The following is a 26,220-nucleotide window of genomic DNA, read 5'->3' on the forward strand; positions in this document are numbered from 1 at the left end:
AGTTTACCACTTCCTAACTGCGTTATCGGATTGCCAACAACTTGCTGCCATAAACGAGGGGGAAATCACGACCTCTTCTTCAGGGGCCCTAATGACTGAACTGCTGTCGATCATCCTGGCCGCGGGCGAAGGCACCCGCATGCGTTCGGCCATACCCAAGGTGCTGCACGAGGTCGGCGGACTGCCGATCGTCGGGCACGTGGTGAACGCCGCGGTGGCGGCTGGCTCGACCAGGGTGGCGGTGATCACCGGGCCCGGCCACGACGCGGTGCGCAAGGCAGTGAACGGCTTTGCTCCCGAGGTGCAATTCTTCGAGCAGACCGAGCGCAAGGGCACCGCCCATGCTGCCTCGATGGCGCGGCCGCTATGGGAGGATGCCGAGGGCTATGTCGCAGTGGTCTATGCCGATCACCCGCTGCTGCGCGGTCTGAATTTCTCCGCCGTGCTTGACCGGCTCGAGGCGGGGTTCGACGCGGCGATCCTCGGCTTCCAGCCCAAGGACCCGACCGGCTACGGCCGTTTCATCACCGATGGCGAGCGGCTGCTGGCCATCCGCGAGCACAGGGATGCCTCGGACGAGGAGCGCCGGATCGGGCTGTGCAACGCCTGCATCCTCACCTTCAAGGCCTCGGTGTTCCGTGAACTGATCGACAAGGTGCGGCCCAACAACGCGCAGAAGGAACTCTACGTCACCGATCTCGTCCAGCTCGCCAATGAGGCCGGCTACAAGGTCGGCTATGGCGTCGCCCCCGAGTCGGATGTGATGGGCGTCAACGACCGGGCCCAGCTGGCGCGGGCCGAGGCGCAGTTCCAGGAGCTGCGCCGCGACGACTTCATGAAGGCCGGCGTGACGCTGCGCGACCCCTCTACGGTGTATTTCAGCTACGACACGGAGATCGGCCGCGACGTGACGATCTTCCCGAACGTGGTGTTCGGACCGGGGGTGAAGATTGGCGACGGCGTCGAGATTCGGGCCTTCTGCGACATCGAGGACGTGAAGATCGGCGAGGGCGCGACGATCGGGCCGTTCGCCCGCATCCGCGGCGGGGCCGAACTGGGCAAGGACGTGCACCTGGGCAATTTCGTCGAGGTGAAGAAATCCGTGCTGGGTGACGGCGTGAAGGCCGGGCACCTGAGCTATCTCGGCGATGCCGAGATCGGCGCGCGCACCAATATCGGCGCGGGCACGATCACCTCGAACTATGACGGGGTGAACAAGTCCAAGACCATCGTGGGCGAGGACGTGTTCATCGGCTCGCACACCTCGCTGGTGGCGCCGGTGACCGTGGGTGACCGCGCCTACACGGCCTCGGGCAGCACCATCAACAAGAATGTCGAGCCGGAAGCGATGGCGATTGCCCGCTCCCGGCAGGAGAACAAGCCGGGCTATGCGCCGAAGTTGAAGGCGCGCGCCCTGGCCATCAAGAACGCCAAATCGGGCAAGTAGGAAGAGGGCCTCAGCCATGTGCGGTATCGTCGGGATCATCGGGGTGGAGCCGGTCGCGCCGCGGCTGGTCGATGCACTGAAGCGGCTCGAATATCGCGGCTATGACAGTGCCGGCGTCGCGACGCTCGAGTCCGGCCAGATCAACCGCCGCCGCGCCGAGGGCAAGCTCGGCAACCTGGCGCAGAAGCTGAGCTTCGAGCCGCTAAGCGGCAATATCGGCATCGGCCACACACGCTGGGCGACGCATGGCGCGCCGACCGAGGGCAACGCCCATCCGCACGCAACCGACAAGGTCGCCGTGGTCCACAACGGCATCATCGAGAATTTCCGCGAGCTGCTCGCTGATCTCGCCAAGGACGGCTATCTGCCCAAGACGCAGACCGACACGGAGTCGGTCGCGCTGTGGGTCACGCGCGAAATGGATCGCGGGCTCGACCCCGAGATGGCCGTGGCCCGCACGCTGAAACAGCTCCGCGGCGCCTTCGCTCTGGCCTTCATGTTCAAGGGCGAGGAGGCGCTGCTGATCGCCGCCCGCTCCGGCGCGCCACTGGCCATCGGCTATGGCGCGACCGAGATGTATCTCGGCTCGGACGCCATGGCGCTCGCGCCGTTCACCTCGCGGCTGAGCTACCTGCTCGACGGCGACTGGGCCGTGCTGACCAAGAATGGCGTCACCATCCGTGACGGCTCCGACGCGATCGTCCAGCGCGAGATGATGGTTTCGGCCGCCTCAGCGCTGCTGGTCGACAAGGGCAACCACCGCCATTTCATGGCCAAGGAAATCTACGAGCAGCCCGAAACCGTGTCGCACACGCTCAGCCACTACGTGGACATGGGTGCCGAGACCGTGGCGCTGCGCGAAAAGCTGCCTTTCGACTTCGCCAGCCTCTCGCGGCTGACCATCTCGGCCTGCGGCACCGCATCCTATGCCGGCATCGTCGCAAAATACTGGTTCGAGCGCTATGCGCGCCTGCCGGTGGATGTCGATGTGGCCTCCGAGTTCCGCTATCGCGAGCCGCCGCTGGAGCAGGGCGGCCTGAGCTTGTTCATCTCGCAGTCGGGCGAGACCGCCGACACGCTGGCCGCCCTGCGCTACTGCGCCCGCGAAGGCCAGCACGTCGCCTCGCTGCTGAACTCGCCGGAATCGACCATGGCGCGTGAAAGCCAAGTGGTGTTCCCGACCCTGTGCGGCCCGGAGATCGGCGTCGCCTCGACCAAGGCGTTCACCGCCCAGCTGACGGCGCTGGCCAGCCTCGCCATCGCCGCGGGCGTGGCGCGCGGCAAGATCGGGAGCGAGCAGGAAGCCGAACTGGTGCGGAGCCTGACGGCGCTGCCAGCGGCGATTTCAGCGGCGCTGGCGCTTGAAGGGCAGGTCGAGGATATTGCCAAGCGGCTGAGCAAGGCCAAGGACGTGCTCTATCTCGGCCGCGGCCAGATGTTCCCGATCGCGCTCGAGGGCGCGCTGAAGCTCAAGGAAATCAGCTATATCCACGCCGAAGCTTATGCGGCGGGTGAGCTGAAGCACGGCCCCATCGCGCTGGTCGACGAACTGATGCCGGTGATCGTCGTCGCCCCGTCGGACGAGCTGATGGAAAAGACCATTTCCAACATGCAGGAGGTGGCGGCGCGCGGCGGCAAGATCATCCTCATTACCGATGAGGAGGGCGCCCGAACCGTGGGCCATGGCGTGCAGGACCTGCTTGTTCTGCCCAAGGTCTCGTCGTTCGTCGCACCAATTCTCGCGACCATCCCGGTACAACTGCTCGCTTACCACACCGCGACCTTCATGGGCACCGACGTCGACCAGCCGCGCAACCTGGCGAAGAGCGTCACGGTTGAATAAGCCGTTCTTCGAGCACGACGGCGAGCTGAACGTCCTCGGCGGACGGCTCGAATTATGCTCGATGAACCCGCTGACCGGATTCTTCCGCAACGGCAACTGCCTCACCGGCCCGCTCGATGAGGGCCGGCACACCGTGTGCGCGGTGATGACCGATGCGTTCCTCGCGTTCTCGAAATCGCGCGGCAACGACCTGTCGACCCCGATGCCCGAGTATGCCTTTCCGGGCCTGAAGCCCGGCGACCGCTGGTGCCTTGTGGCGCTGCGCTGGGTCGAGGCGCTGGAGGCCGGGATGGCGCCGCAGGTGGTGCTGAAGGCGACGCACCAGAGCGTGCTGAAATATGTCGAGATCGAAGTGTTGCGCCGCTATGCGGTGGATTGACCCTGCGATGGAAGTGCCATTGGGCACCGTGTCATTCCCGCGAAAGCGGGAACCTCTGTTTTCTGCGCCGGCGGCCAAACGGAGATCCCCCGTTCGGGGGATGACCCGGTGAATAGGCGCCAACCTGCCATCTGACGCATGGCTCACAACCCCGCGCGCGGGGTTGCTTATCGTCCTATCGGTGCATACTTGAGCGGTTCGGATTTGTCCGCCCGCCGCACGCGGGTTCACTCTCCTACCGCGGGACAAGACCATGACACTCGAACCTGCCATCGCCTCCATCGTCGCACTCCGTGCGCACATCCCCGATGACGCCTTCACCGCCGATACGCTGGGCACGCTGCGCGAAGGCAGCGGCGTGGTGATTGGTGAGGACGGCCTCGTGCTCACCATCGGCTACCTCATCACCGAGGCCGAGGAGGTGTGGCTCACCACCCACGACAACCGCGTCGTCGCCGCCCATGTGGTCGGTTACGACCAGGTCACCGGCTTCGGCCTTGTGCAGGCGTTGGCCCCGCTCGACCTGCCGGCGCTCGAACTCGGCGACTCGAGGGGCAGCCAGCTCGGCGATTCCGGCGTGTTCGCCGACGGGCAGGGCCGCTCGATCCGCACCGCCATCGTCGCCAAGCAGGAATTCGCCGGCTATTGGGAGTACCTGCTCGACGAAGCCATTTTCACCGCGCCGGCACACCCCTCCTGGGGCGGCGCCGGCCTGATCGGCTCGGACGGCAAGCTGATCGGCATCGGCTCGCTGCGCCTGCAGATGTCGCGCAATGGCGAGGTGTCGGACATCAATATGGCCGTGCCCATCGACCTATTGCCGCCCATCCTCGATGATATGAAGACTCGCGGCGCGCCCGACATGGCGCCGCGTCCATGGCTGGGCGTGTTCTCGGCCGAGAGCGACGGCGACGTCATCGTCATGTCCGTTTCCGATGGCGGCCCGGCCGACAAGGCCGGCATCCAGCGCGGCGACATCATCTCCGACGTGCGCGACGGCGCTGTCTCGGGACTGGCCGACTTCTACCGCAAGCTGTGGGAGATCGGCCCGGCCGGAGCGGAGGTGCCAATGCGCATCGTCCGCGACGGGCGCGAAAACTGGGTGCGGGTGAAATCGGCGGATCGCAACGCCTTCCTGTGGAAGCCGCGCGTGCAGTAGCGCGGCTGGAATCCCGTTCTCCGTCCACGCCTTAAGTTGCAAAGCCACGCCCCATGCAGGGCGTGGCTTTTTGCATTTGGAGTGCTAGCACTCTGGCTGCGGGAGACTTACCAAGGGAAGAAACATGAAGCTCGAATCTATTGCGCTGCACCACGGCTACACGCCGGAGGCGACAACCAAGTCGGCGGCGGTGCCGATCTACCAGACCACGTCCTACACCTTCGACGACACCCAGCACGGCGCCGACCTGTTCAATCTCGCGGTGCCGGGGAACATCTACACCCGCATCATGAACCCCACGACCGCGGTGCTCGAGGCTCGCGTCGCCGAGATGGAGGGCGGCATAGCCGGCCTGGCGCTCGCCTCGGGAATGGCGGCCATCACCTATGCCATCCAGACCATCGCCCAGGCGGGCGACAACATCGTCTCGGTGAGCCAGCTCTATGGCGGCACCTACAACCTGTTCGTACACACCTTTCCGCGGCAAGGGATCGAGGTGCGCCTGGCCGACCAGGGCGATTTCGACGGCATCGACAAGCTGATCGACGCCAATACCAAGGCCGTGTTCTGCGAGTCGATCGGTAACCCCGCAGGCAACGTGGTCGATATCCAGCGCCTTGCCGATATCGCCCACAAGCATGGCGTGCCGCTGATCGTCGACAACACGGTGGCGACCCCCTACCTCTGCCGCCCCATCGACTTCGGCGCCGATATCGTGGTGCATGCGCTGACTAAGTATATCGGCGGCCACGGCAACTCGATCGGCGGCATCATCGTCGACAGCGGCAAGTTCGACTGGGCGGCCCACAAGGATCGCTTCCCGCTGCTCAACGAACCCGACCCGTCCTACCATGGCGTTGTCTATACCGAGGCGCTCGGGCCTGCTGCCTTCATTGGCCGCGCCCGCGTCGTACCGTTGCGCAACACTGGCGCGGCGCTCTCGCCCAATAGTGCCTTCCTGTTCCTGATGGGGCTCGAGACGCTGGGCCTGCGCATGGAGCGGCATTGCGAGAATGCCGAGGCGCTGGCCGCGTGGCTCAAGAAGCACCCAAAGATCAACTGGGTGAACTACGCCACGCTGCCCGACAGCAAGTACAAGGCGACAGCGGACAAGATCACCAAGGGCAAGGCTTCGGGTATTGTCAGCTTCGGCATCAAGGGTGGCGCGGCCGCCGGTGCGCAGTTCATCGACGCGCTGCAGATGATCTTCCGCCTGGTGAATATCGGCGATGCCAAGTCGCTCGCCTGCCATCCGGCTTCGACCACCCATAGGCAGCTCGGTCCCGAGGAACTGGCCAAGGCGGGCGTGTCGGAGGACCTGGTGCGCATTTCGGTCGGCATCGAGCACATCGACGACATCATCGCCGATGTGGAGCAGGCGCTGGCCCAGGTCGGCTGAAGCAAATGGGGCCGCTACGGGAGTAGCGGCCCCATTCGTTCGACGGACGGCTGCTGCCTTAGCGAGCCGCAGCCTCGATCACTTCGGCGACCGCCTCCGGCTGGGAGACGAGGCCCGAGTGGCTGGCCTTGAGTTCGGTGATCTGGGCGCCGATGCGGCCGGCGAAGAACTGCTGGGCCTGGGGCGGGATCATCAGGTCTTCGGTGGTGACGATGTAGAAGTTGGGCTTGTCGTGCCAGGCCGCGACCTCGGTGACCGCGTCGAAGTTGGCGGGGCTGGAGGGCAGCTGGTGGGTGGCCATGGCTTCGGCTTCGGCCACCGGCACGTCACCGGCAAAGAACTGCGGGAAGGTGGCGGGGTCGAGGATCAGGCCGCCTTCGACCGGGCGGATGGTCTTGACGCCTTCGCTGGGCTGGCCGCCTTCGAGCAGCTTGGTCAGCGTCTCGCCCTTGTCCGGCGCGAAGGCCGAGACATAGACCAGCGCCTTGACCTTCTTGTCATTGCCGGCCTCGCCGATCACGACGCCACCCCAGCTATGGCCGACCAGTACGGTCGGGCCGTCATGTGCCTCAAGCGTGGCCTTGGTGGCGGCGACGTCGTCGGCCAGCGAGGTCAGCGGGTTGGCGACCTGGGTGACGTTGTAGCCCTTGGCCGAAAGGATATTGGCGACCTTGTCCCAGCTGGTTTCATCGGCGAAGGCGCCGTGCACGAGGACGATATTCTTGGCTTCCATGTTTGCCTCCTGGGCAATGGTGGGGTTGACAGCGGTCAGCGCGACGGCGCCGAGGACGAGGGCGGAAAGGGCGGTCTTCATTTTCATCTCCATGTTTCGGGGCGAGGTTGGACGATCGGCAAAGTCCTTTGCCGCTGGCTTGACGCCGAGCTCGGTAATCTGGATCTTGCGTTTCGGCCGGAGATTGCTGAACTTCCCCGCCGTTCGATGGTCATGAGATAGCGCTTCGCCCCATGAACAACCATGATCGCGCCTCCAGACTTCATGCTCCAGAATCCGATGCCCAGTTTCCGATGATGGCGTCGCGCGTTGACCTGCTGTCGCAGGTGCTGACGCTGATCCGGCTGCGCGGCGAACTGATCTTTTCCGCCGACCTCACCGCGCCCTGGGCGCTGCGCTTCGAACCCGGTTCGGCCTATTTCCACTTCGTGTCGGAAGGCGAGATGCAGATCGAGGCGAGTGATGGGCGGCGGCTGAAGGCGGTGGCGGGCGATCTCGTCGTGCTGCCACAGGGGCGAGGGCATGTGATCGGCACCGATGCCGCGACGCCGGTACGGGCGCAGGATGTGCTGGACGAACAGGTGCGCGAGCGGAGCCTCGCCATCCGGCTGGGCGGCAATGGACCGCTGACGCAGCTGGTGACCGGGGTGTTCCGCTTCGAAGGCGACAACATGCCCTCGATGCTGGCCGTGCTGCCCTCGGTGATCCACCTGTCGCGCGCGGCGCGCACCGAGGAAGCGGGCTGGCTCGAGGGCCTGACCTATTTCCTGCTGGCCGAGGCGCGTGAGCCGCATCCGGGCGCGGCGCTGATGATCTCGCGGCTGATCGACGTGCTGGTGATCCGCGCCATGCGCGTGTGGGTGCAGACCGCGCCGCCCGAGAACAAGGGCTGGCTCGGCGCGCTGGCCGATGCCCGCATCAGTCGGGCGCTGAAGGCCATCCACGACGAGCCGTTCCGGCGACGCACGGTGGCCGAACTGGCGGGGCTGGCCGGCATGTCGCGCTCGAGCTTCGCGGACCGGTTCACCAGTCTGATCGGTGCAGCGCCGCTGCACTATCAGACGCGCTGGCGGCTGCTGCTGGCCAACGAGATGCTGAAGGCGCCCGATACGCGGGTCAGCGACGTGGCGCGGCGGGTCGGCTACGATTCCGATGCGGCCTTCAGCCGGGCGTTCAAGGCCCAGTTCGGGATGGCGCCAACGCTGGTAAAACAGGCTGGGCGGTAGCCCGTCTTTCGTCCCACTTGACCGCCTTGCCGTTCCCTCGCACCGTCCTGGCGCCCGACGCATAACAACGCCAAGCTTTGCCGGGCGTGGGAGAAGCTTTCATGACTACATTGCACGCTGCGTCCGCGCGCGTTCTCGAGCAATTGCGCACCGAGTTCACGTTCCAGATCTCGGTGGATGTCGACAATATTCCGCAGGGACTGGTGGTGGCGCAGGCGGCGTTGAATGCCGGGATCACGCTGGTCGAGATCGGCACGCCGCTTTGCAAGTACGAAGGCGTGCGCAACGTGGTGCCGGTGTTCCGCCAACGTTTCCCCAAGGCGCTGCTGCTGGCCGACATGAAGACCATGGATGGCGGCGCGTTCGAAGCCCGCACGGTCTATGAGGGCGGCGGCAACATCATCGATTTCCTCGCCGCGGCCGGCGTACCGAGCGCCAAGGCCGCCTGTACCGTGCGTGACGAGTATCGCGCCAAGAACGCCGAGATCCCGCGGCTCGCCTTCGCCGACATCCTGCTGCCGCTGCAGGGCCCGGCGGCCAAGGCCGTCGAGGTCGCCGACAGCATGGTCGAGGCCGGGGTGGATGGCGTGGGGCTGCATCTGCAACTCGACGCGCGCCGCGCCGACCCGAACCTGTGGGCTTCGAGCTATCTCGCCGATGTTGCACAGGCCGTGTTCGAACGGGTCGGCAAGGTGGCCTCGGTGCAGGTGGTCGGCGGGCTCAGCATCGAGCAGGCCAAGGGCCTGGCCAAGGCCGGGCTCCGGGCCTTCGTGATCTCGGGCAATATGGGCATCCACGACGCCGGCGTGCGTTACGGGCTGCCCGCCGCCGAGATCGAGACGCTGGTGCGCGACTTCATGCGCAAGGTGATGGCGGCGGTGTGAGCGGGGGGCGCTGATACGTGGGGCTGCTGGCCCGGCTCTGTGGGCGTAGCTGAACTCGGAGTCATTCCCGCGAAAGCGGGAACCTCTATTTTCAGCGCGCGAGCCAAACGGAGATCCCCGCTTTCGCGGGGATGACCCGTGGAGGCAGGGGCGCCCGATGATCGCCGAACTATCCCTCCCTCAAGGGGGAGGGAGGCGATGGGGTGCTACCGAGCAAGTAGTTACGGCCTCACGATGCCGCCGTCGCGGCGGCGGTCTTCGGCCATGTAGTAGGATTTCTTCGACAGCTCCGGATCGAGCAGGGCGGCGGCCTTCTTCTCGTCGATGTCGATGCCGAGACCCGGCTTGTCGTTGCCGTAGAGATAGCCGCCTTCGAGGATGGCGTGGCCCTCGAACAGGTCATATTCCTCGGGCTTGAAGTGGTTCTCTTCCTGGATGCCGAAGGCGGTGGACGCCAGGTCGACATGCATGGCGGCCATCTGGTTGACCGGGTCGTTGTCGCCGCCTTCCTGCCAGGCGGTCTGCACGCCGAACCACTCGCACAGCGTCGCGATCTTGCGGGCCTGGGTGATGCCGCCGCCCTTGCTCACGCGCACGCGCACGAAATCGATCAGCCGCTCGGTGATCAGCGGCAGGTACTCGTGCGGGTTGATGAACAGCTCGCCCATCGCTTGCGGCGTGGCGCATTGCTGGCGGACCTGGCGGTACCAGTGCACCTGCTCGGGCGAGAGCAGATCCTCGAGGAAGTAGAGCCGGTAGGGCTCGAGGAGCTTGGCCAGTTGCACGGCGTTGGTGGGCGCGAGGTGCTCGTGCACGTCGTGGGTGAATTTCGGACCCCAGCCGAGTTTTTCGCGCAGGTGCTCGAACATTTTCGGGATCGACTCGAGGTAGGCGTCGTCGTCGAAGGCCTTTTCCTGCGGCCAGTGGTTCTTGGGACCACGGGCGTTGGCGCGATCGAGGAAGCCGCCGCCGCCATAATTGCCGAGCTGGCAGCGGATGACGGTGTAGCCTTCCTCCCAATAGCGGCGGACATCGTCCTCGAGCTCGGTGATCGTCTCGCCCGAGGCGTGGGCGTAGGCGGCCACCGCGCTGCGCGTCTTGCCGCCGAGCAGCTGGTAGACCGGCATGCCGGCTTCCTTGCCCTTGATGTCCCAAAGGGCCATGTCGATGCCGGCGATGACGGTGTTGCCGATGGCGTCGTTGCGCCAGTAGGTCGAAGTGTAGATCGACTGCCAGATGTCCTCGATGCGGCTGACATCGCGGCCGATGATCAGCGGCGCCACGGTTTCGACCGCCGCCTCGACCACGCGGGCGCGGTACATGTCGCTGGCCGAGCCGATGCCATAGAGCCCGGGTTGGTCGGTGAGCACTTTCACGAACAGCCACGCCCCGTTCGCGCGCGTGCGAATTGTCTCGATCCCGGTGATCTTGGTCATCTCTTCCCTGTGGTGATTTGTGCGGCCGAGTATGGGGCCGCGTCGACGCAATGGGCGGAACATGCGCAAGCGGCGCCGCGGAGGCAAGTTGGGCGAAGGGCGAATTTTGCGCTAAAGGCGGGGCATGACTCGCATCAACTGCATTCCGCCCGCCGAACTGGTCCGCCAGCACCTCGTTGCCGAATATCGCGAGCTGCCGCGCATCTTCGCGCTGGTGCGCGAGGCCATCGCGCGCGGCGAGCGGCCGGGGGACCGGCGCAACCCGCTCGAGTACACGCTGGGGGCCGGGCATATCCGCTTCTTCTATCCGCGGCTGGGCTTTGTGGTGCGGCGGCAGCGGCTGCTAATCGCCGAGATGCAGACCCGCGGTTATCGGCCGAGCTTTGTCGAGGTGGATCACCTGATCGAGGGTATTGCCGAGGAGTGGCTCGCCGACTGGGAGCCGACGGAGCTCGCGATGGCGGTGAACCGGGCCCGGATTGCCGAACGGCTGCGGGCTGTGCCGCAGCCGCCCGAGTCGGGTTAGGCCGGACCGAACCAGCGGATCAGCGCTTCGACGAGGCCGGCATCACTGCCCTGGCCGACCTAGGCGACGTGGCCGTCGGGGCGGAGGAGGACGGCGGTTGGGGTAGGGACCTCGCCAATGACCGGCAGTTCCCACGGGCCGGTGGTGGTGGCTTCGATGAGCTGGACGCGGTCGGCCCATGGGGCGGCGGTTGCGTTCGATGTGCCGAGGCTGATCAGCGCCGGACGAGCTTCGTGGAGCAAGGCGTAGACGCGGAGCGGGCCGTTGGCGGTGACGAGGTCGAGGTCGGGCACGCGGCGGCCGAGCAGCGGGTGGCCGTCTCCGAGATCGTAGTGGAGGTCGAGCCCCGACATCCGGCCGGCGAGGTGCTTTCGCGCTGCATCGACGCCGAGGAGGTCCGCGACGAAGCCGTGCAGCGCCTTGCTGCGATCGTCCTGCCGGCCGATGGCGACGGCGGCCATGGTGTCGCGCAGCACGGCCGCGGCGACCGGGTGGCGCTCGTCGTGGTAGCTGTCGAGCAGGGCGTCGGGCGAGATGCCTTTCACCACCTGCGCGAGCTTCCAGCCGAGATTGGCGGCATCCTGCATGCCGATATTCAGGCCCTGTCCGCCGGCCGGGTAGTGGACATGCGCCGCATCGCCGGCGAGCAGCACCCGGCCGCGCCGGTAGTGCTCGGCCTGCCGGGCCATGTCGGTGAAGCGCGACAGCGAGACCGGGTTCTTAACGCCGTAGTCGGTGCCGTAAACCGCGATAAGCGCGGCGCTGAGATCGGCGAGGGTGGGCTCGTCCGTGCGGCCTACTGTGGGCTCGGTGACCAGCACGCCGACCGTGCCGTCTTCGGCTGGGCTGAGGCCGGAAAGTCCATGCTCGCCCTGCCGCATGCCCCATTCGGGCGGTTGCGTTGTGAGTTCGACCTCGGCGATCAGGTGGCTGACGCTGGCGTCCCAGCCGGGAAAGCCGATGCCGGCGGCCTTGCGCACAAAACTGCGGCCGCCGTCGCAGCCGACGAGATACTGCGCCCGCAGCGGCGGGTCGTCGGCGAGGCCGATGGTGACGCCGTCCTCGTCCTGCACGAGACCGGTGACCTCGGCGCCGCGCCGGATGGTGACGCCAAGCTCTTCGACCCAGCCGAGGAGGATGCGCTCGACATGCTGCTGGAACAGGGCGAGGCCATAGGGGTGGCGGGTCGGGAAATCGCTGATGTCGAGCCGGACGTGGCCGAAGCCCGCGACCTGCGCCGGCTTGCCTTCGGCAAGGAAGCGGTCGGCGATGCCGCGCTGGTCGAGCAGTTCGATGGTGCGGGCGTGAAGGCCGCGGGCGCGGGTGCCGAGCACGTCCTGGTGCGCGCGGCGCTCGAGCACCAGCGCATCGATGCCGGCGAGTTTCAGCTCGGCGGCGAGCATCATTCCGGTCGGGCCGGCGCCGGCGATGACGACGGGATGATCGGTGGTGACAGGCATGGTTCGACCTCGGCAGCTATGGCTTGGGTCGAGCGTTTTACGGCATGGCCGGGGCCTTGAAGCAAGCCCGTTCTGCGCTACATATCAGTATGGGAGAGGGCGAAACGCATCTTCCCGCCACGAACGTGGACATCTCTCCAGCACATTGGCATACCCAGCGCAGAGGCCGATTTGGCCGCACGCGAAGCTGGAGTTTGCCCGATGAAGACCCGTGCCGCCGTCGCCTTCGAAGCCAAGAAGCCGCTCGAAATCGTCGAGCTGGACCTTGAAGGCCCCAGGGACGGCGAAGTCCTCATCGAGATCAAGGCCACCGGCATCTGCCATACCGACGCCTATACGCTCGACGGGCTCGACAGCGAGGGGCTGTTCCCCTCGATCCTCGGGCATGAAGGCGCCGGCGTCGTGCGCGAAGTCGGTCGCGGGGTGACCTCGGTGAAGCCGGGCGACCACGTCATCCCGCTCTACACGCCGGAATGCCGGCAGTGCAAATCGTGCCTTTCGGGCAAGACCAACCTCTGCACCGCCATCCGCGCCACGCAGGGCAAGGGGCTGATGCCGGACGGCACCTCGCGCTTTTCCTACAAGGGCCAGCTCATCCACCACTACATGGGCTGCTCGACCTTTTCGAACTACACCGTGCTACCCGAGATCGCGGTGGCAAAGATCCGGCAGGACGCACCGTTCCAGTCGGCCTGCTATTGCGGCTGCGGCGTGACCACGGGCGTGGGCGCGGTGATCAACACCGCCAAGGTGACGCCGGGCTCCAATGTCATCGTGTTCGGGCTGGGCGGCATCGGGCTCAACGTGATCCAGGCGGCCCGCATGGTGGGGGCCGACAAGATCGTCGGGGTCGACATCAATGATGGCAAGGCCGAGTGGGGCACGCGCTTCGGCATGACCCATTTCGTCAACCCCAGGAAGGTGGAAGGCCCGATCGTCCAGCACCTGGTCGAGCTGACCGATGGCGGCGCCGACTACACCTTCGACTGCACCGGCAACACCGACGTGATGCGCACAGCGCTCGAGGCCTGCCACCGTGGCTGGGGCGTTTCGACGGTGATCGGGGTGGCCGAAGCCGGCAAGGAAATCTCGACCCGCCCGTTCCAGCTGGTCACCGGCCGCGTCTGGAAAGGCTCGGCCTTCGGCGGCGCCAAAGGGCGGACGGATGTGCCCAAGATCGTCGACTGGTACATGAACGGCAAGATCGAGATCGACCCGATGATCACCCACGTGCTGACGCTCGAGGAGATCAACAAGGGGTTCGAGCTCATGCACGCGGGCGAGAGCATTCGGTCGGTGGTGGTGTTTTGAGGGGGGCGGGCGCGCCTGCCGCGCTACTGCTTAGCTAACTCCATCAGCTTGGCTGTAACCTGAACAATTGCGGGCTCTTCATTGTCTATATAGACGCTGCTTCGATCCTCAATACGTGGTACTGGTTTGCCAGCGTACCAGTCCACTGCCTTTCCCGTGGCATCCTTCCGCTTCCCCTTCTCGAAAATATCTCGATAGCGACGGGGGGATATTCCGATGAAGGGCTCGAACAAGACGTGAGTCTCCTGTTCAAGGGCGCTGAAGGTAATCGAGTCGGAGTGCATGTCCTTGGCGTGGCTCTTGGGATAAGGCTCAAGAAAAACCACTCTGCGTATGCCGGCAGCCACGATGTGTTTTGCGCACATGTGGCAGGGGAAAGTGGTGCAGAACAGGATGCTGCCGCTTACGGGCTTTCCCAATCGGGCTGCGTCAGTGATTGCTGACATCTCTGCGTGAATTATTCGCCCGAACTCGATTATGTCCATCACCCGGGACTCGGCTATCGAAGGCGTATTCATTAGCGACCGAACCTGAGCGCTGGTATCGCCTGTTGATGTCAGAGCCGTGGACAGGTAGCCGAGCTTTCCCATCCGCTCTACCAAGTCGTGAACGATCCGAAGCTTGCGGACGTGATTGCCGTCGGCGCCCTTCTCAAAATCCCGGTACTTGTCTCCCGCTGCGTCGGACCAATAGGTACCTCCAAAGGCCTTAGGCACTTCGTTGCATCCCATTGAGATGACCTCGCCGGCTTGCGAGAATATGGCCGCGCCGACTTGTCTCGACAGGTCAAGCGACCGCAGTGAAGCGCCCGCTGCTGCGTACATTCCGTACTCTGCCTTCGTCGGCGAAATGCCGTTATGACCGAAGAATGCTTGAATGAATCTATCGATCGTATCCGCCGTCGTAGGTTTGTGCTCTCCGCGGACAAATACATCGCCAAGATGGAAGACGTCGGAGACGCGTTGGCCATAAGTGTCGCTGACCTCGCTGTAGTCAATCTCGATCAGCTCCAATGCCTGTGCCTCGGCCTTGGCGTCATCTACGATCTGTGTGTCATATGATTTTATCTTCTCGATTAGAACCTGCTTTCGCTCCTCCTTGTCCAAGTACACAGATACCTGAATGAACTTCCGACCATACACCTGGCGAAGCAGCGTGATCTCCTCAGGGCGCTTAAATTGGCGGATAATGTACGCGGTACCGAGCCTCGGCGTGTTTGCTGCCGTCTGGGCGGCAAGGTTGTCACGCGACAGTTGGCGAAGGCGACGGATCTCGCTGATAGCCAGGCACGAGAACGCAGCGTTGTTGTCGGTGTAACGACGCACCTTATCAGCGCTGGCGATTAGGCCCTTGTATCGATCAAGGTAAGTGGTGGCCTCAGGCTTGAGAGAGGGCGCAAGATCGCCCAGCACGGTGGTGAGGTGGATGACCGACGCTTGATAGCTCACCGAGTTGAGCGACTTTTCAAGCGACTGGATCACGAAATCCATGTCGACGCCTATGGGACCCACGAGGCCAATGATGATTTCGGGGTCGTCGACGATCTCGGCTGTGCTGGCCAAAATAGAGGTCCTTAGGGTGAACTTAACGACGTCGGAACGATTGTGAGTTGTGTCGACTCATTGAACGGGTATGTTGAATGGGCAGCTTGGAGGAACGGGCGATGTCGGATGTCTCGTGGAACGCTGGTCGAAATCCTGCTCCAACGCGACAGTCAGAACTAATGCAGATAATGCGCGATGCAGTTCAGCATGTTCTTGACAGGCCAGATACTCGTCGGGGGCCATATATTCTCTCAGATTCGGATTTGCAGTCGATCAAGGACGCTGCGGCTAAAGAGCCGCGTTGATTTGTTGTTGATCAATAGCTTGCAAAGTAGTTTCGACGTGTCAACGTGAGTGTCAGCGTTTGGAAGCAAACGCTGAAGATCGTCCACCCCTTGACACCTCCCCCAAACCCCGCCCATAAAGCCCCACGAATTTTCGGAGCACATCCGTGCACAAGCTTATCGTAGTAGTGGGGCGCATCGGGCACGTGGGGTAACAATCCCCGCGACGGTTCGGTGCGCTCAAGCCAAGGTCCCTGACGGGGCCTTTTTTGTTGCCGATTTTCCGCCGCGAGGCGGCAAGTGCAGATAGAAAGCCGGCGGGAGAGCCGGGTGGGAGTTCAAAAATGGGCGAGCAGATGACGGGCGCGGAGATGGTGATCCAGGCCCTGGTCGATCAGGGCGTGGAGCACATCTTCGGATATCCGGGTGGCGCGGCGCTGCCGATCTACGACGCGATGTTCCAGCAGGACAAGGTGCAGCACATCCTCGTGCGGCACGAGCAGGGCGCCGGCCACATGGCCGAGGGCTATGCCCGCTCGACCGGCAAGGTCGGCGTGGTGCTGGTGACGTCCGGTCCGGGCGCGACCAATGTCGTGACCCCGCTGACCGATGCGCTGATGGATTCGATCCCCATCGTCGTGATCTCGGCTCAGGTGCCGACGACGCTGATCGGCACCGACGGCTTCCAGGAATGCGACACGGTCGGCATCACCCGCTCGTCGACCAAGCACAATTACCTGGTCAAGAACGTCGCCGACCTGAGCCGCGTCATGCACGAGGCCTTCCATATCGCCAATACCGGCCGGCCCGGCCCGGTGCTGGTGGATATTCCCAAGGACGTGCAGTTCGCCATGGGCACCTATTACGGGCCCGACGAGATCGCGGCGACGCGCCACAAGAGCTACCACCCGGCGACGGCCGGCGACGCCTCGGCCATCGCGGCCGCGGTCGACCTGATGCTGCGCGCCGAGCGCCCGATCTTCTATACCGGCGGCGGCGTGGTGAATTCCGGCCCGGAAGCGAGCGAAAAGCTGCGCGAGCTGGCCGAGCTGACCGGCTTCCCCGTGACCTCGACGCTGATGGGGCTGGGCTCGTTCCCGGGCTCCAACCCGCAGTGGATGGGCATGCTGGGCATGCACGGCACCTACGAAGCCAACATGGCGATGCATGACTGCGACCTGATGATCAATATCGGGGCGCGGTTCGACGACCGCATCACCGGGCGCATCGATGCCTTCTCGCCGGGCTCGACCAAGATCCACGTCGATATCGACCCGTCCTCGATCAACAAGACGGTCCGCATCGACCTGCCGATCGTCGGCGATTGCGGGCTGGTGCTCGAGGAAATGGTGCGGATCTGGCGGAGTAAGACCAACGAGCCGCGCACCGAGGCGATCGCCCCGTGGTGGCGGCAGATCAACGAGTGGCGCCAAAAGAACTCGCTGGGCTTCAAGAACTCCGACACGACGATCAAGCCGCAGCACGCCATCCAGCGCCTCTATGCGGCGACCAGGGATCGCGACGTCTACATCACGACGGAAGTCGGCCAGCACCAGATGTGGGCGGCCCAGCATTTCCACTTCGAGCAGCCCAACCGCTGGATGACCTCGGGCGGCCTCGGCACCATGGGCTATGGCCTGCCGGCCGCTGTCGGCGTGCAGGTGGCCCATCCCGATGCGCTGGTCATCGACATTGCCGGCGAAGCCTCGGTGCAGATGACCATGCAGGAGATTTCGACGGCGGTGCAGTATCGCCTGCCGATCAAGATCTTCATCCTCAACAATGAGCGCATGGGCATGGTCCGCCAGTGGCAGGACCTGCTGCATGGCGGCCGCTACGCCCATAGCTATTCGGAGAGCCTGCCCGATTTCGTCAAGCTGGCCGAGGCCTATGGCGCCAAGGGCATCAAGTGCGACGATCCGGCAAAGCTCGATGCGGCGATTGCCGAGATGCTCGATTACGACGGCCCGGTGCTGTTCGACTGCCTGGTCGAAAAGCATGAGAACTGCCTGCCGATGATCCCGTCGGGCAAGCCGCACAACGAGATGATCCTGCCCGATTTCGAGGACGATATCGGCGCGGTGATCGACGCCAAGGGACGCCAGCTGGTCTAGGAAACGCGCCCCAACCACGGTGTCACCCCGGCGCAGGCCGGGGTCGATCCTCGGATGCCGCAACCTTCAGCGATGGTTGCGGCGACCTCGGGATGGATACCGGCCTTCCCCGGTATGACCCGGTGGGAAGGGCAGAAAGGTGCCCCAGGGCACTGGAGGAACGAAACGAATGAACGCACATCTTCAGCCGAGTGGTTCGGCCTATTTCCTGGCTCCGGAATCGCAGACGCCGGAGCGGCACACGCTCAGCGTGCTGGTCGACAACGAGCCGGGTATCCTTGCTCGCGTGGTCGGGCTGTTCTCGGCGCGCGGCTATAATATCGACAGCCTCACGGTCTCGGAGACCGAGCACGAGAAGGGGCTTTCGCGCATCACCGTGGTGACGGTCGCGACGCCCAAGGTGCTGAGCCAGATCAAGCTGCAGCTCGAGCGGCTGGTGCCGGTGCACAAGGTCCATGACCTGACGGCCGAGGGCAAATCGCTGGAGCGCGAGCTGGCGCTGATCAAGGTGGCGGGCTCGGGCGAGCCGCGCGCCGAGGCGCTGCGGCTGGCCGATGCCTTCCGGGCCCAGATCGTCGATGCGACCACCGAGAGCTTCGTGTTCGAGGTGACCGGCAAGCCGAGCAAGATCGACAGCTTCATCTCGCTGATGGTGCCGCTCGGGCTGGTGGAAGTTGTGCGGACCGGGCTCGCGGCGATTTCGCGCGGCGCCGAGGGCATGTAAGACGGATGGGCCGGGAGCGATCCCGGCCTTTTTCTTGAGGGGATCTCGCGTGTCGTCCGGCCATCACCCGTTCCGCGGGCCGTTGTTCATGGTGCTCGCGACGGGCTCCTATGTGATCAACGACACGCTGATGAAGGTCGCGACCGAGGGACTGCCGCCCTACGAGGTGCTGTTCCTGCGCGGCGTCGCGGCCACGATCATCGGGCTGCCGCTGCTGCTGGTGCTGGGTTACGGGCCGCAATGGCGGCTGATGTTCGAGCGGCGCGTGCTGACACGCAACTTCGCAGAGATGGCGGCCGTGCTGTGCTACGTGGTGGCGCTCGCCAACATGCCGATCGCCGATGCCTCGGCGCTGGGGCAGATCACGCCGCTGCTGATGCTGCTCGGCGTCTCGATCCTGTTCGGCGAGAAGATCGGCGCGGTGCGCATGGCGCTGATCGGGCTCGGCTTTGTCGGCGCGCTGATGGTGGCGCAGCCGACCATGCGGGGGATTTCGATCTATGCGCTGCTGGCGCTGACCAACGCGGTGCTGTGCGCGGTGCGCGACATTGCCGGGCGTCGGGTGGCGGCCAATGTGCCGGGGATGATCGTCGCGATCTCGGCCGTGCTGGTGGTGCTGGTCGGGGCAGGGGGCATGCACCTGATCACGGAGCGCTGGGTGATGCCGGAGGGGCACCACCTGATGCTGCTCGCCGGCGCCGGCTTCTTCCTGATTTTCGGGCACCTGTTCATCTTTCTTGCCTACCGGATCGGGCCGACCGGGGCGGTGGCGCCGTTCTATTACTTCTTCACCTTCTGGGCGGTGATCTCCGGGCTGGTGGTGTTCGGCCAGCTGCCCAATGCGCTGGCGCTCGCCGGTATCGCGCTGGTGGTGACGAGCGGTCTCGCCATCGTGCTGCTCGATGAACGGCGTCGCCGACTGGCGCCGGTGGCGTGACGGAGCGGCCGGGTATCGCATGGGGCTGATCCTGCTCAGCGGCGTGCTGGTGGTGCTGCGCGAACGCTGGCTGCGCCATCGCGGCGGCTGATCGGGTCCATCAAAACGTTCGATTGGCCGAGGGGTGGGGGATGCGCTAGGTAGCTCGCAGCCTGGAGGCCCCGATGACTGATCTCTCCGTCAACCTCAACGCCATCGCCTATCTGCGCAACCGGCGCAGCGTGCCGTGGCCGAGCGTCACAGGCATTGGCCGCATCGCGCTCGAGGCCGGCGCCGACGGGCTGACGGTGCATCCGCGGCCGGACGAGCGGCATATCCGGCGCAGCGACGTGTTCGAGCTGGCCAAGCTCCTGCGCGAGGAGTTTCCGGGCCGCGAGTACAATATCGAGGGCTATCCGTCCGAGGATTTCCTGACGCTGGTCGAGCGCGCGGCGCCGGACCAGGTGACCTTCGTGCCGGACGATCCGATGCAGGCGACCTCCGACCATGGCTGGAACATCGAGGCGAACGAGGCGGTGCTGCTGCCTGCCATCGCGCGGATGAAGGACGCCGGCATCCGCGTGTCGCTGTTCATCAATGCCGAGGTGCATGCCGCGTCAGCGGCGGCAATGGTCGAGGCGGACCGGATCGAGCTTTATACCGGGCCCTATGGCGGGGCGATGCAGCCCGATATCGCGGCGGTACATCTGGCAGCGCTGAAGGCGACGGCCGATGCGGCGCGTGACGCGGGGGCCAATCGCCGGCCGGGTGGGGCCGGGTTCAAGGTCAATGCCGGGCACGATCTCAACCTCGACAACCTGCCGCCGCTGAAGCAGGCGATCCCGGACCTGGCGGAAGTGTCGATCGGGCATGCGATCGCGGCCGATGCGTGGATTTACGGGATGGCCGAGACGGTGCGGAAGTACAAGGCGGCGTGCGCGTAGGTGAAAGAGCCGAAGCAGACGGCCCCCTCCCGGCCTCCCCCATGAAGGGGGAGGTGAAGAGTCGAGGCTTTTGCCGGGATGGTGCCCAACACACCGGTCGGGCACCTCCCCCTTCATGGGGGAGGCCGGGAGGGGGCCGTCTCGCTCGGTGGGCTTGATCCGCCTAGCCAATCCGGTAAAGCAGGGCGCTCCCCGCTCCTAGCAGGTTCTCCATGCTCGATATCAACTGGATCAAAGCCAATCCCGCCGCGTTCGACGCCGCGCTGTCGCGCCGCAAGAACGTGCCGTTTTCCGCGGCTCAGCTGATCGAGATGGACGATTCCCGCCGCGCCGCCATCGGCACCGTCGAGGAGGCGCAGGCCCAGCGCAATGCGCTGTCGAAGCAGATCGGCCAGGCCAAGGCGCAGAAGGATGAGGCCAAGGCCCAGGCGCTGCTGGATGAGGTCGCGCATCTCAAGGACGTTATCCAGTCGGGTGAAGCTAGCCGCAGGGAAGCTGAGGACAGGCTGTATGACGCCCTAGGCGTGATCCCAAACCTGCCGCTGGATGAGGTTCCTCGTGGTGACGACGAGGCTGACAACCAGGAGTACTTCGGGCGTAACGGCTCGCTGGAGACTGCGGCCCGGAATCGGCCGCCTAAGCCAAGCTACAACTTTGCGCCGAAAGAGCACTTCGAGACCGGCGAAACGCTGGGAATGATGGACTTCGAGATCGCGACAAAGCTTTCGGGCAGTCGCTTCGTGGTCTTGAAAAGTCAACTAGCCCGACTCGAGCGCGCCATCGGCCAGTTCATGCTGGACCTGCACGTCGACGATCACGGCTACACCGAGGTGGAGCCTCCCTACCTTGTCCGTGACGACGCACTTTACGGGACAAATCAGCTGCCGAAATTCAAAGACGATCTCTACGTCGTCTGGACTGAGCCGATGTTTGAGGATCGGCTGCGCAACGAACACAATCTGGAGCGCGCGCAGACGATAATGGACGTAGAGCGCTTGGGGATTGAAAGGGCGCGCGCGAACCGGACTGAGGAGTTCGAGTTCCTTCGGAGCCCCGATAGGCTTTGGCTCATCCCCACCGCCGAAGTTCCGCTCACCAATCTCGTCCGCGAGTCGGTGCTCTCCGAGGAAGAACTCCCCCTCCGCTTCACCGCGCTGACGCCGTGCTTCCGCTCGGAAGCCGGGTCGGCGGGGCGCGATACGCGGGGGATGCTGCGGCAGCATCAGTTCAACAAGGTCGAGATGGTGGCGATCACCACGCCCGAGGCGTCGGGCGACGAGCATGAGCGCATGCTGTCGGACGCCGAGGATGTGCTGAAGCGGCTGGGCCTGCATTACCGGGTGATGCTGCTGTCGACCGGCGACATGGGCTTTGGGGCGCAGAAGACCTACGATCTCGAGGTGTGGCTGCCGGGGCAGGACACCTACCGCGAGATTTCGTCGGTGTCGGTGTGCGGCGACTTCCAGGCCCGGCGCATGGATGCGCGGTTCAAGGGCAAGGACGGCAAGATCCGGCACGTGCATACGCTGAACGGCTCCGGCGTGGCGGTCGGACGCGCGCTGATCGCGGTGATGGAGAATTACCAGCAGGAGGATGGCTCGATCCTCGTGCCGGACGTGCTGCAGCCTTACATGAAGGGGCTCAAGACCATCGGTGCGCGGTCGTGAGAATCCTGATCACCAATGACGACGGGGTCGACGCGCCGGGTATCGCCATCATGCGCGAGATCGCGGCGGAACTGAGCGACGACGTGTGGGTGGTGGCGCCGGACGGCAACCAGTCGGGCGCCGCGCACCGCTTCACTTTCGGGCGCGAACTCGGGCTGGAGGAGCGCGAGGACCGGGTTTTCGCCGTCGTCGGCGGATCGCCGGCCGACTGCGTTGTCGCCGGAATGACCTTTGTCTGCAAGGACTTGAAGCCGGACCTGGTGCTGTCCGGCGTCAATAACGGCCAGAACCTCGGCGATATCCTCAACTGCTCGGGCACGGTGGCCGGGGCGCGCGAGGGCGCGCTGCATGGCGCGCTCGGCATCGGCATCAGCCAGGGCGTCAACTACGAGCGCGGCACCGATATCGACTGGACGAACTCGCGCACCTATAGCGTGCGAGTGATCAAGTCGTTGATCGAAAACGTAAAATCGCGCGGCGACGCGTATTTCAACGTGAACCTGCCGTTCTGCGCGCCCGAGGATGTGAGCGGCGTGCGCGTGGTGCCGTTCCAGCGCTTTTCGCGCTCGCCGATGGCGTATTACCCCAGCGACAATGCCGGAAAATTCTTCATCGCCATTCCCGAGACGCCCAAGCCGCTCGACCCCGAGCACGATTTCGGGCTGCTGATGCACGGCAATGCCATCACCGTGACGCCGCTGATGCTGCAGCACACGCACCACGAGCTGGCGGGTCGGCTCGAGGGCGTGATGGGGCTTTGAACGATTGAACGGGAGGCGTTCAGTTCGTTCAGGGTGGGGTGACTACTGGGCGGTGCCACAATTGGGGTGCTCCATCGGGTTTCTCGATGGGCAGTTTCTCATGGGTAGGGTGGGGCGGGGATAGTTCCCTGTCCTCTGCGTGTCATCCCAGCGAAAGCCGGGATCCCAGCGTCCGCAGGCGCGGGCTGTGAGTTGGGCCCCAGCTTTCGCTGGGGTGACAGCTGGTGAGTTGGCGGCTTCACGGGATCGCTGGGGCAGGGGCGCTGCCATGCTCGGGTCGCCTGTCCACCATGATCATGAATGGGTTCTGACGGGGTGTTCAGGTTGGACGCCACATACTCGGTGTCATTCCGGCGTAGGCCGGAATCCATCCTGAGATTTGTCGGACATTGGTGATCTTCGCGTCGACGTCAGGATGGGCCCCGGCCTGCGCCGGGGTGACCCGGTGGGTGGGCAAGGTGGTGCCTGCTCAAGATCGGTCTGGTCGGTATCGATGCGTGGGGTCGCCCCCTCCACCAGCTTCGCTGGTCCCCCTCCCCCGTGAACGGGGGAGGATCAGGGGGCTCAATCTTCTTTCGGGAGATCGTCTTCCACGTGCAGCCATGGCACGCGTTCGGACCAGTACCAGTGTTCCTTGATCTCGATCGACTGGCCGGCGTCGAGGGTGGCGACGAAGAGGTCGATTTCGTCGGGGCGGGTTTGGCCGGTGTAGGACATGGGCGAGCCGCAGGTGCCGCAGAAGCTGCGGGTGACGCCGGGCGATGAGGCGTAGTGGCGAAGGCTGTCGCCGGTGAGGGTGACGGCCGAGCGGTGTGCGGTGAAATAGGTGGTCACCGGCGAGGACGTGGTGCGGCGGCAGCTTTCGCAGTGGCAGTGGCCAGCGTTCAGCACTTCGCCGGCGACGCGATAGCGCACGCTGCCGCACCGGCATTGGCCCGATAGCTCAGGCATCTGCTCCTCCCTTGGGTACCACCAGCGGCCTTAACCCTACCGGTTCCTGAATCCGTGATCCGGTTCGGCGCAAAACGCTTCGCATTTAAATCACTCTTTACCTTACCGGCCTAATCTCACCTCCATTGAGTACCTGCGTAGAGTGGACTGATGAGTAATCGCGTGACCGGAAGGGCGTTTAAGACCGCCGCGATTTTGGGCCTTCTCGTGGGCGCTACGGCGCTTTCGGGATGCAGCTCGCTGGGAGGGCTCGGCGGTTTCGACCGGACGACCACCAGCTCGGTCAACACCAGCGCGCCGATGGTATCGAACCAGTCGATGCCGCGGACGCTGTCGGCGGAAAGCCGTTTCGTTCCACCTGCAGATATTGGCGGCTCCGGTCCCGGCTCGGCGATCGGCGCGACGGCTGCCATCAGCAGCGGCCAGCCGCTGGGCTCAGTATCGACCGAAGACTTGCCTGTGCTCACCTCGTCAGCCAACGGAAGCAACACGATGATGCCCGCTGCCCAGCCCCTGAGCCCCGTTCCGGCGACACCCATGCTCGCCTCGGCACCGGCTCCCCTCTCTGCCCCGTCCAACACGCTCGTTTCCGTCCCGTCGGACGCCTATGTCCATGTGATCGAAAGTGGTGAAAGTCTCTACACCGTCGCCCGCCGCTACAACGTGACGGCGCAGTCGATCATCTCGGCCAACGGCTTCTCGTCGCCCGACAAGATTTATGTCGGCCAGAAGATCGTGATCCCCGGCAAGGCGAGCCAGTTGGCGGCCCTCGGGCCGAAGCCGAGCGCTGCGCAACCGGCGCAGATCCTCGCCCCGGCCGTGCAGCCCGCGCCGCAGCCGGCCCAGGTCGCCTCGCTCGGCAACGCTCCGGCGGCAAACACGCCCGAAGCCACGGTGAAGCCGCTGGCCCCGACCGCTGCTCCGGCCCAGGTCGCGACGGCAAAGCCGCTGGAGCAGCCCAAATCCGAGCCGGTGCTGTCCGGCGCCGACAAGTTCCGCTGGCCGGTCTCGGGCCGCGTCATCACCGATTTCGCCAATTCCAAGGGCACCGGCATCAATATCGAGGCGCCGGAAGGCACCGCCGTCCGCGCCGCCGAGAATGGCCAGGTGATCTATGCCGGCTCGGGCGTCGAGGGTTACGGCAACCTGATCCTGATCCGCCACCCCAATGGCTACGTCTCGGCCTACGCCCACCTCAAGGACATGAGCGTCGCCAAGGGCACCGTGGTGAATCGCGGCGACACCATCGGCGCGGCCGGCAAGACCGGCTCGGTGTCCAAGGCCCAACTGCACTTCGAGCTGCGCAAGGGCGCGACCCCGGTCGATCCGCTGCCGCTGCTGGCGAGCTGAGCTGGGTAGAAGGTAGGAATTAGAAGCTGGAAGGCCCCGGGAGACTGGGGCCTTTTGCTTTTTCGCGGGGTCAGAGCGTGTGGCCACCCCCACCCACCCGCTTCGCGGGTCCCCCCTCCCCACAAGGGGGAGGGAAATCGTGCCCCATCCCTCCGCCTCGGATTTCCCTCCCCTTGATGGGGAGGGTAGTGGAGCTTGGGAGCGTAGCGAGCTAGCGCAACTGGGTGGGGCCTACGCACCGGCCTGGGTGGTTCGCTTGATGAACTCCAGCATCAGCCGCCCCGCCGGCTCCGCGTGCGTTTCCAGCAGGAAGTGGCCGGCGTCGAAAATGTGGGCTTCCATGCCGGGCAGGGTTTCGAGCCAGCTGAGCACCTCCGCCAGCGCGAAGAAGGCGTCGTGGCGGCCCCAGAGGAGCAGGGCGGGCGGCTGGCGACGCTCCAGATAGTCGGCAATGGCGGGAAAGCCGGCAGCGTAGTTGCCGTAGTCGGCGATCAGCGCGCGATGCATTTCCAGGCGGTCGGGCAGGGACATGACGCGCCAGTCTTCCTCCCAGACGGCGGGCGCGATGCGGGCAGCGATGTCCCCGGGGACGCCGGCGATGTACTGGTCGCGCGTGCCTTCGAGCGTGAGATGGCCGGTCGCGGCCCTGGCGTTCTTGTCGCTCGGGTCCGACCAGAAGCGTTTGGTTGCCGCCCATTCCGGGCCGAAGCCGGATTCGTGGGCATTGCCGTTCTGGATGATGAGGCCGAGCACCTGCGTGGGCTGCGCGATGGCGATGGCGAGGCCGACCGGGGCGCCGAAATCGTGCAGGTAGATGTAGCGCGGACCGACCCGCAGATGCTCGAGCAGCTCGGTGACGGCGGCGGCGAAGGCCGCGAACGACGTGGCGGACAGCATGTCGGACTCGCCGAAGCCGGGCAGGTCGGGCGCGATGACATAGGCGGCCTGCGCGAGCGCCGGGATCACGCCACGAAACGTGCGGGCGGAGCTCGGGAAGCCATGGATGAGGAGGACGGCTGGATTGGCCGGATCGCCGGCGGCGAGGAATGAGAGTTCGCTGCCGCCGGAGAGGCGGAAGCGCTGGCGCGTCGGCTCGGTCATAGATGCCCTCGGATAGTTACCCAGCGCGAACTTAGTTCGGCGGATGACGTTCCGAGGGCGA

24 protein-coding genes are annotated in these 26,220 nt (G+C 65.1%); 17 read left to right on the plus strand and 7 right to left on the minus strand.

What is annotated here, in order from left to right:
- Nucleotides 1–91: 91 nt before the first annotated feature.
- The 5 genes from glmU to AC3A6I_RS07795 all read left to right on the plus strand — a co-directional run bounded on the left by glmU (nt 92) and on the right by AC3A6I_RS07795 (nt 6,227).
- On the plus strand, nt 92–1,447 hold the full coding sequence (gene glmU / locus AC3A6I_RS07775) for a bifunctional UDP-N-acetylglucosamine diphosphorylase/glucosamine-1-phosphate N-acetyltransferase GlmU (RefSeq protein WP_487543111.1): 1,356 nt from the start codon (nt 92–94) through the stop codon (nt 1,445–1,447).
- Between the two features lie 16 nt (nt 1,448–1,463).
- The gene (gene glmS / locus AC3A6I_RS07780) at nt 1,464–3,290 is read left to right on the plus strand and encodes a glutamine--fructose-6-phosphate transaminase (isomerizing) (RefSeq protein WP_487543112.1); all 1,827 of its coding nucleotides are present in this window, start codon (nt 1,464–1,466) and stop codon (nt 3,288–3,290) included.
- Nucleotides 3,283–3,669 (plus strand): DUF2237 family protein, encoded by a 387-nt coding sequence (locus AC3A6I_RS07785; protein WP_487543113.1) that lies wholly within the window; start codon nt 3,283–3,285, stop codon nt 3,667–3,669. The genes glmS and AC3A6I_RS07785 overlap by 8 nt, the downstream gene beginning before the upstream one ends.
- A gap of 253 nt (nt 3,670–3,922) precedes the next feature.
- On the plus strand, nt 3,923–4,828 hold the full coding sequence (locus tag AC3A6I_RS07790; protein WP_487543114.1) for a S1C family serine protease: 906 nt from the start codon (nt 3,923–3,925) through the stop codon (nt 4,826–4,828).
- 124 nt (nt 4,829–4,952) lie between these two features.
- The gene (locus AC3A6I_RS07795; protein WP_487543115.1) at nt 4,953–6,227 is read left to right on the plus strand and encodes an O-acetylhomoserine aminocarboxypropyltransferase/cysteine synthase family protein; all 1,275 of its coding nucleotides are present in this window, start codon (nt 4,953–4,955) and stop codon (nt 6,225–6,227) included.
- A gap of 58 nt (nt 6,228–6,285) precedes the next feature.
- On the opposite strand, the gene AC3A6I_RS07800 is transcribed toward AC3A6I_RS07795, so the two are convergent.
- A complete protein-coding gene (locus AC3A6I_RS07800) occupies nt 6,286–7,041 on the minus strand; it encodes an alpha/beta fold hydrolase (protein ID WP_487543116.1) in 756 nt (251 codons plus the stop codon).
- A 215-nt stretch (nt 7,042–7,256) separates the two neighbouring features.
- Between AC3A6I_RS07800 and AC3A6I_RS07805 the strand changes: the two genes are divergently transcribed.
- Together AC3A6I_RS07805 and AC3A6I_RS07810 are read left to right on the plus strand one after the other, a co-directional pair.
- Complete coding sequence (locus AC3A6I_RS07805) at nt 7,257–8,186, plus strand: AraC family transcriptional regulator (protein ID WP_487543117.1); 930 nt, start codon at nt 7,257–7,259, stop codon at nt 8,184–8,186.
- Nucleotides 8,187–8,287: 101 nt separating this feature from the next.
- Nucleotides 8,288–9,070: an orotidine 5'-phosphate decarboxylase / HUMPS family protein gene (locus AC3A6I_RS07810; protein WP_487543118.1), complete on the plus strand. Its 783-nt coding sequence runs from the start codon at nt 8,288–8,290 to the stop codon at nt 9,068–9,070.
- Between the two features lie 221 nt (nt 9,071–9,291).
- On the opposite strand, the gene AC3A6I_RS07815 is transcribed toward AC3A6I_RS07810, so the two are convergent.
- Nucleotides 9,292–10,506 (minus strand): enolase C-terminal domain-like protein, encoded by a 1,215-nt coding sequence (locus AC3A6I_RS07815; RefSeq protein WP_487543119.1) that lies wholly within the window; start codon nt 10,504–10,506, stop codon nt 9,292–9,294.
- 124 nt (nt 10,507–10,630) lie between these two features.
- Here AC3A6I_RS07815 and AC3A6I_RS07820 point away from each other — a divergent pair, with 124 nt between their 5' ends.
- Nucleotides 10,631–11,032, plus strand: coding sequence for a pyrimidine dimer DNA glycosylase/endonuclease V (locus AC3A6I_RS07820; protein ID WP_487543120.1), 402 nt, complete (start codon nt 10,631–10,633; stop codon nt 11,030–11,032).
- A 59-nt stretch (nt 11,033–11,091) separates the two neighbouring features.
- Here AC3A6I_RS07820 and AC3A6I_RS07825 read toward each other — a convergent pair whose 3' ends face one another.
- Entirely contained in the window at nt 11,092–12,492 is a 1,401-nt protein-coding gene (locus AC3A6I_RS07825; protein ID WP_487543121.1) for an FAD-dependent monooxygenase, read from the minus strand.
- Nucleotides 12,493–12,693: 201 nt separating this feature from the next.
- Between AC3A6I_RS07825 and AC3A6I_RS07830 the strand changes: the two genes are divergently transcribed.
- Nucleotides 12,694–13,803, plus strand: coding sequence for an S-(hydroxymethyl)glutathione dehydrogenase/class III alcohol dehydrogenase (locus AC3A6I_RS07830; RefSeq protein WP_487543122.1), 1,110 nt, complete (start codon nt 12,694–12,696; stop codon nt 13,801–13,803).
- A gap of 23 nt (nt 13,804–13,826) precedes the next feature.
- On the opposite strand, the gene AC3A6I_RS07835 is transcribed toward AC3A6I_RS07830, so the two are convergent.
- Nucleotides 13,827–15,365, minus strand: coding sequence for an anti-phage dCTP deaminase (locus tag AC3A6I_RS07835; RefSeq protein WP_487543123.1), 1,539 nt, complete (start codon nt 15,363–15,365; stop codon nt 13,827–13,829).
- 610 nt (nt 15,366–15,975) lie between these two features.
- Between AC3A6I_RS07835 and AC3A6I_RS07840 the strand changes: the two genes are divergently transcribed.
- The 7 genes from AC3A6I_RS07840 to surE all read left to right on the plus strand — a co-directional run bounded on the left by AC3A6I_RS07840 (nt 15,976) and on the right by surE (nt 22,757).
- Nucleotides 15,976–17,745 carry an acetolactate synthase 3 large subunit gene (locus AC3A6I_RS07840; RefSeq protein WP_487543124.1) on the plus strand — a complete coding sequence of 590 codons (1,770 nt, stop codon included), beginning with the start codon at nt 15,976–15,978 and terminating at the stop codon, nt 17,743–17,745.
- A gap of 169 nt (nt 17,746–17,914) precedes the next feature.
- The gene (gene ilvN / locus AC3A6I_RS07845; protein ID WP_487543125.1) at nt 17,915–18,469 is read left to right on the plus strand and encodes an acetolactate synthase small subunit; all 555 of its coding nucleotides are present in this window, start codon (nt 17,915–17,917) and stop codon (nt 18,467–18,469) included.
- A 49-nt stretch (nt 18,470–18,518) separates the two neighbouring features.
- Nucleotides 18,519–19,406 (plus strand): DMT family transporter, encoded by an 888-nt coding sequence (locus AC3A6I_RS07850; protein ID WP_487543126.1) that lies wholly within the window; start codon nt 18,519–18,521, stop codon nt 19,404–19,406.
- The gene (locus AC3A6I_RS07855) at nt 19,372–19,497 is read left to right on the plus strand and encodes a hypothetical protein (RefSeq protein ID WP_487543127.1); all 126 of its coding nucleotides are present in this window, start codon (nt 19,372–19,374) and stop codon (nt 19,495–19,497) included. Before AC3A6I_RS07850 ends, AC3A6I_RS07855 begins: the two co-directional genes overlap by 35 nt.
- Before the next feature lie 73 nt (nt 19,498–19,570).
- A complete protein-coding gene (locus tag AC3A6I_RS07860) occupies nt 19,571–20,329 on the plus strand; it encodes a pyridoxine 5'-phosphate synthase (RefSeq protein ID WP_487543128.1) in 759 nt (252 codons plus the stop codon).
- A gap of 212 nt (nt 20,330–20,541) precedes the next feature.
- The gene (gene serS, locus AC3A6I_RS07865) at nt 20,542–21,996 is read left to right on the plus strand and encodes a serine--tRNA ligase (RefSeq protein WP_487543129.1); all 1,455 of its coding nucleotides are present in this window, start codon (nt 20,542–20,544) and stop codon (nt 21,994–21,996) included.
- Nucleotides 21,993–22,757 (plus strand): 5'/3'-nucleotidase SurE, encoded by a 765-nt coding sequence (surE, locus tag AC3A6I_RS07870; protein WP_487543130.1) that lies wholly within the window; start codon nt 21,993–21,995, stop codon nt 22,755–22,757. The genes serS and surE overlap by 4 nt, the downstream gene beginning before the upstream one ends.
- Before the next feature lie 564 nt (nt 22,758–23,321).
- Here the strand turns inward: surE and AC3A6I_RS07875 are convergent.
- Both AC3A6I_RS07875 and AC3A6I_RS07880 read right to left on the minus strand, forming a co-directional pair.
- Complete coding sequence (locus AC3A6I_RS07875; RefSeq protein ID WP_487543131.1) at nt 23,322–23,708, minus strand: GFA family protein; 387 nt, start codon at nt 23,706–23,708, stop codon at nt 23,322–23,324.
- Between the two features lie 116 nt (nt 23,709–23,824).
- Entirely contained in the window at nt 23,825–24,247 is a 423-nt protein-coding gene (locus tag AC3A6I_RS07880) for a hypothetical protein (RefSeq protein ID WP_487543132.1), read from the minus strand.
- Here AC3A6I_RS07880 and AC3A6I_RS07885 point away from each other — a divergent pair.
- Entirely contained in the window at nt 24,246–25,058 is an 813-nt protein-coding gene (locus AC3A6I_RS07885; RefSeq protein WP_487543133.1) for a peptidoglycan DD-metalloendopeptidase family protein, read from the plus strand. The genes AC3A6I_RS07880 and AC3A6I_RS07885 overlap by 2 nt on opposite strands.
- 231 nt (nt 25,059–25,289) lie before the next feature.
- On the opposite strand, the gene AC3A6I_RS07890 is transcribed toward AC3A6I_RS07885, so the two are convergent.
- Nucleotides 25,290–26,159, minus strand: a complete 870-nt coding sequence (locus AC3A6I_RS07890) for an alpha/beta fold hydrolase (RefSeq protein ID WP_487543134.1) — start codon at nt 26,157–26,159, stop codon at nt 25,290–25,292.
- Between the last annotated feature and the right edge of the window lie 61 nt (nt 26,160–26,220).

This window comes from Devosia sp. Soil_C_22 (assembly GCF_057657195.1).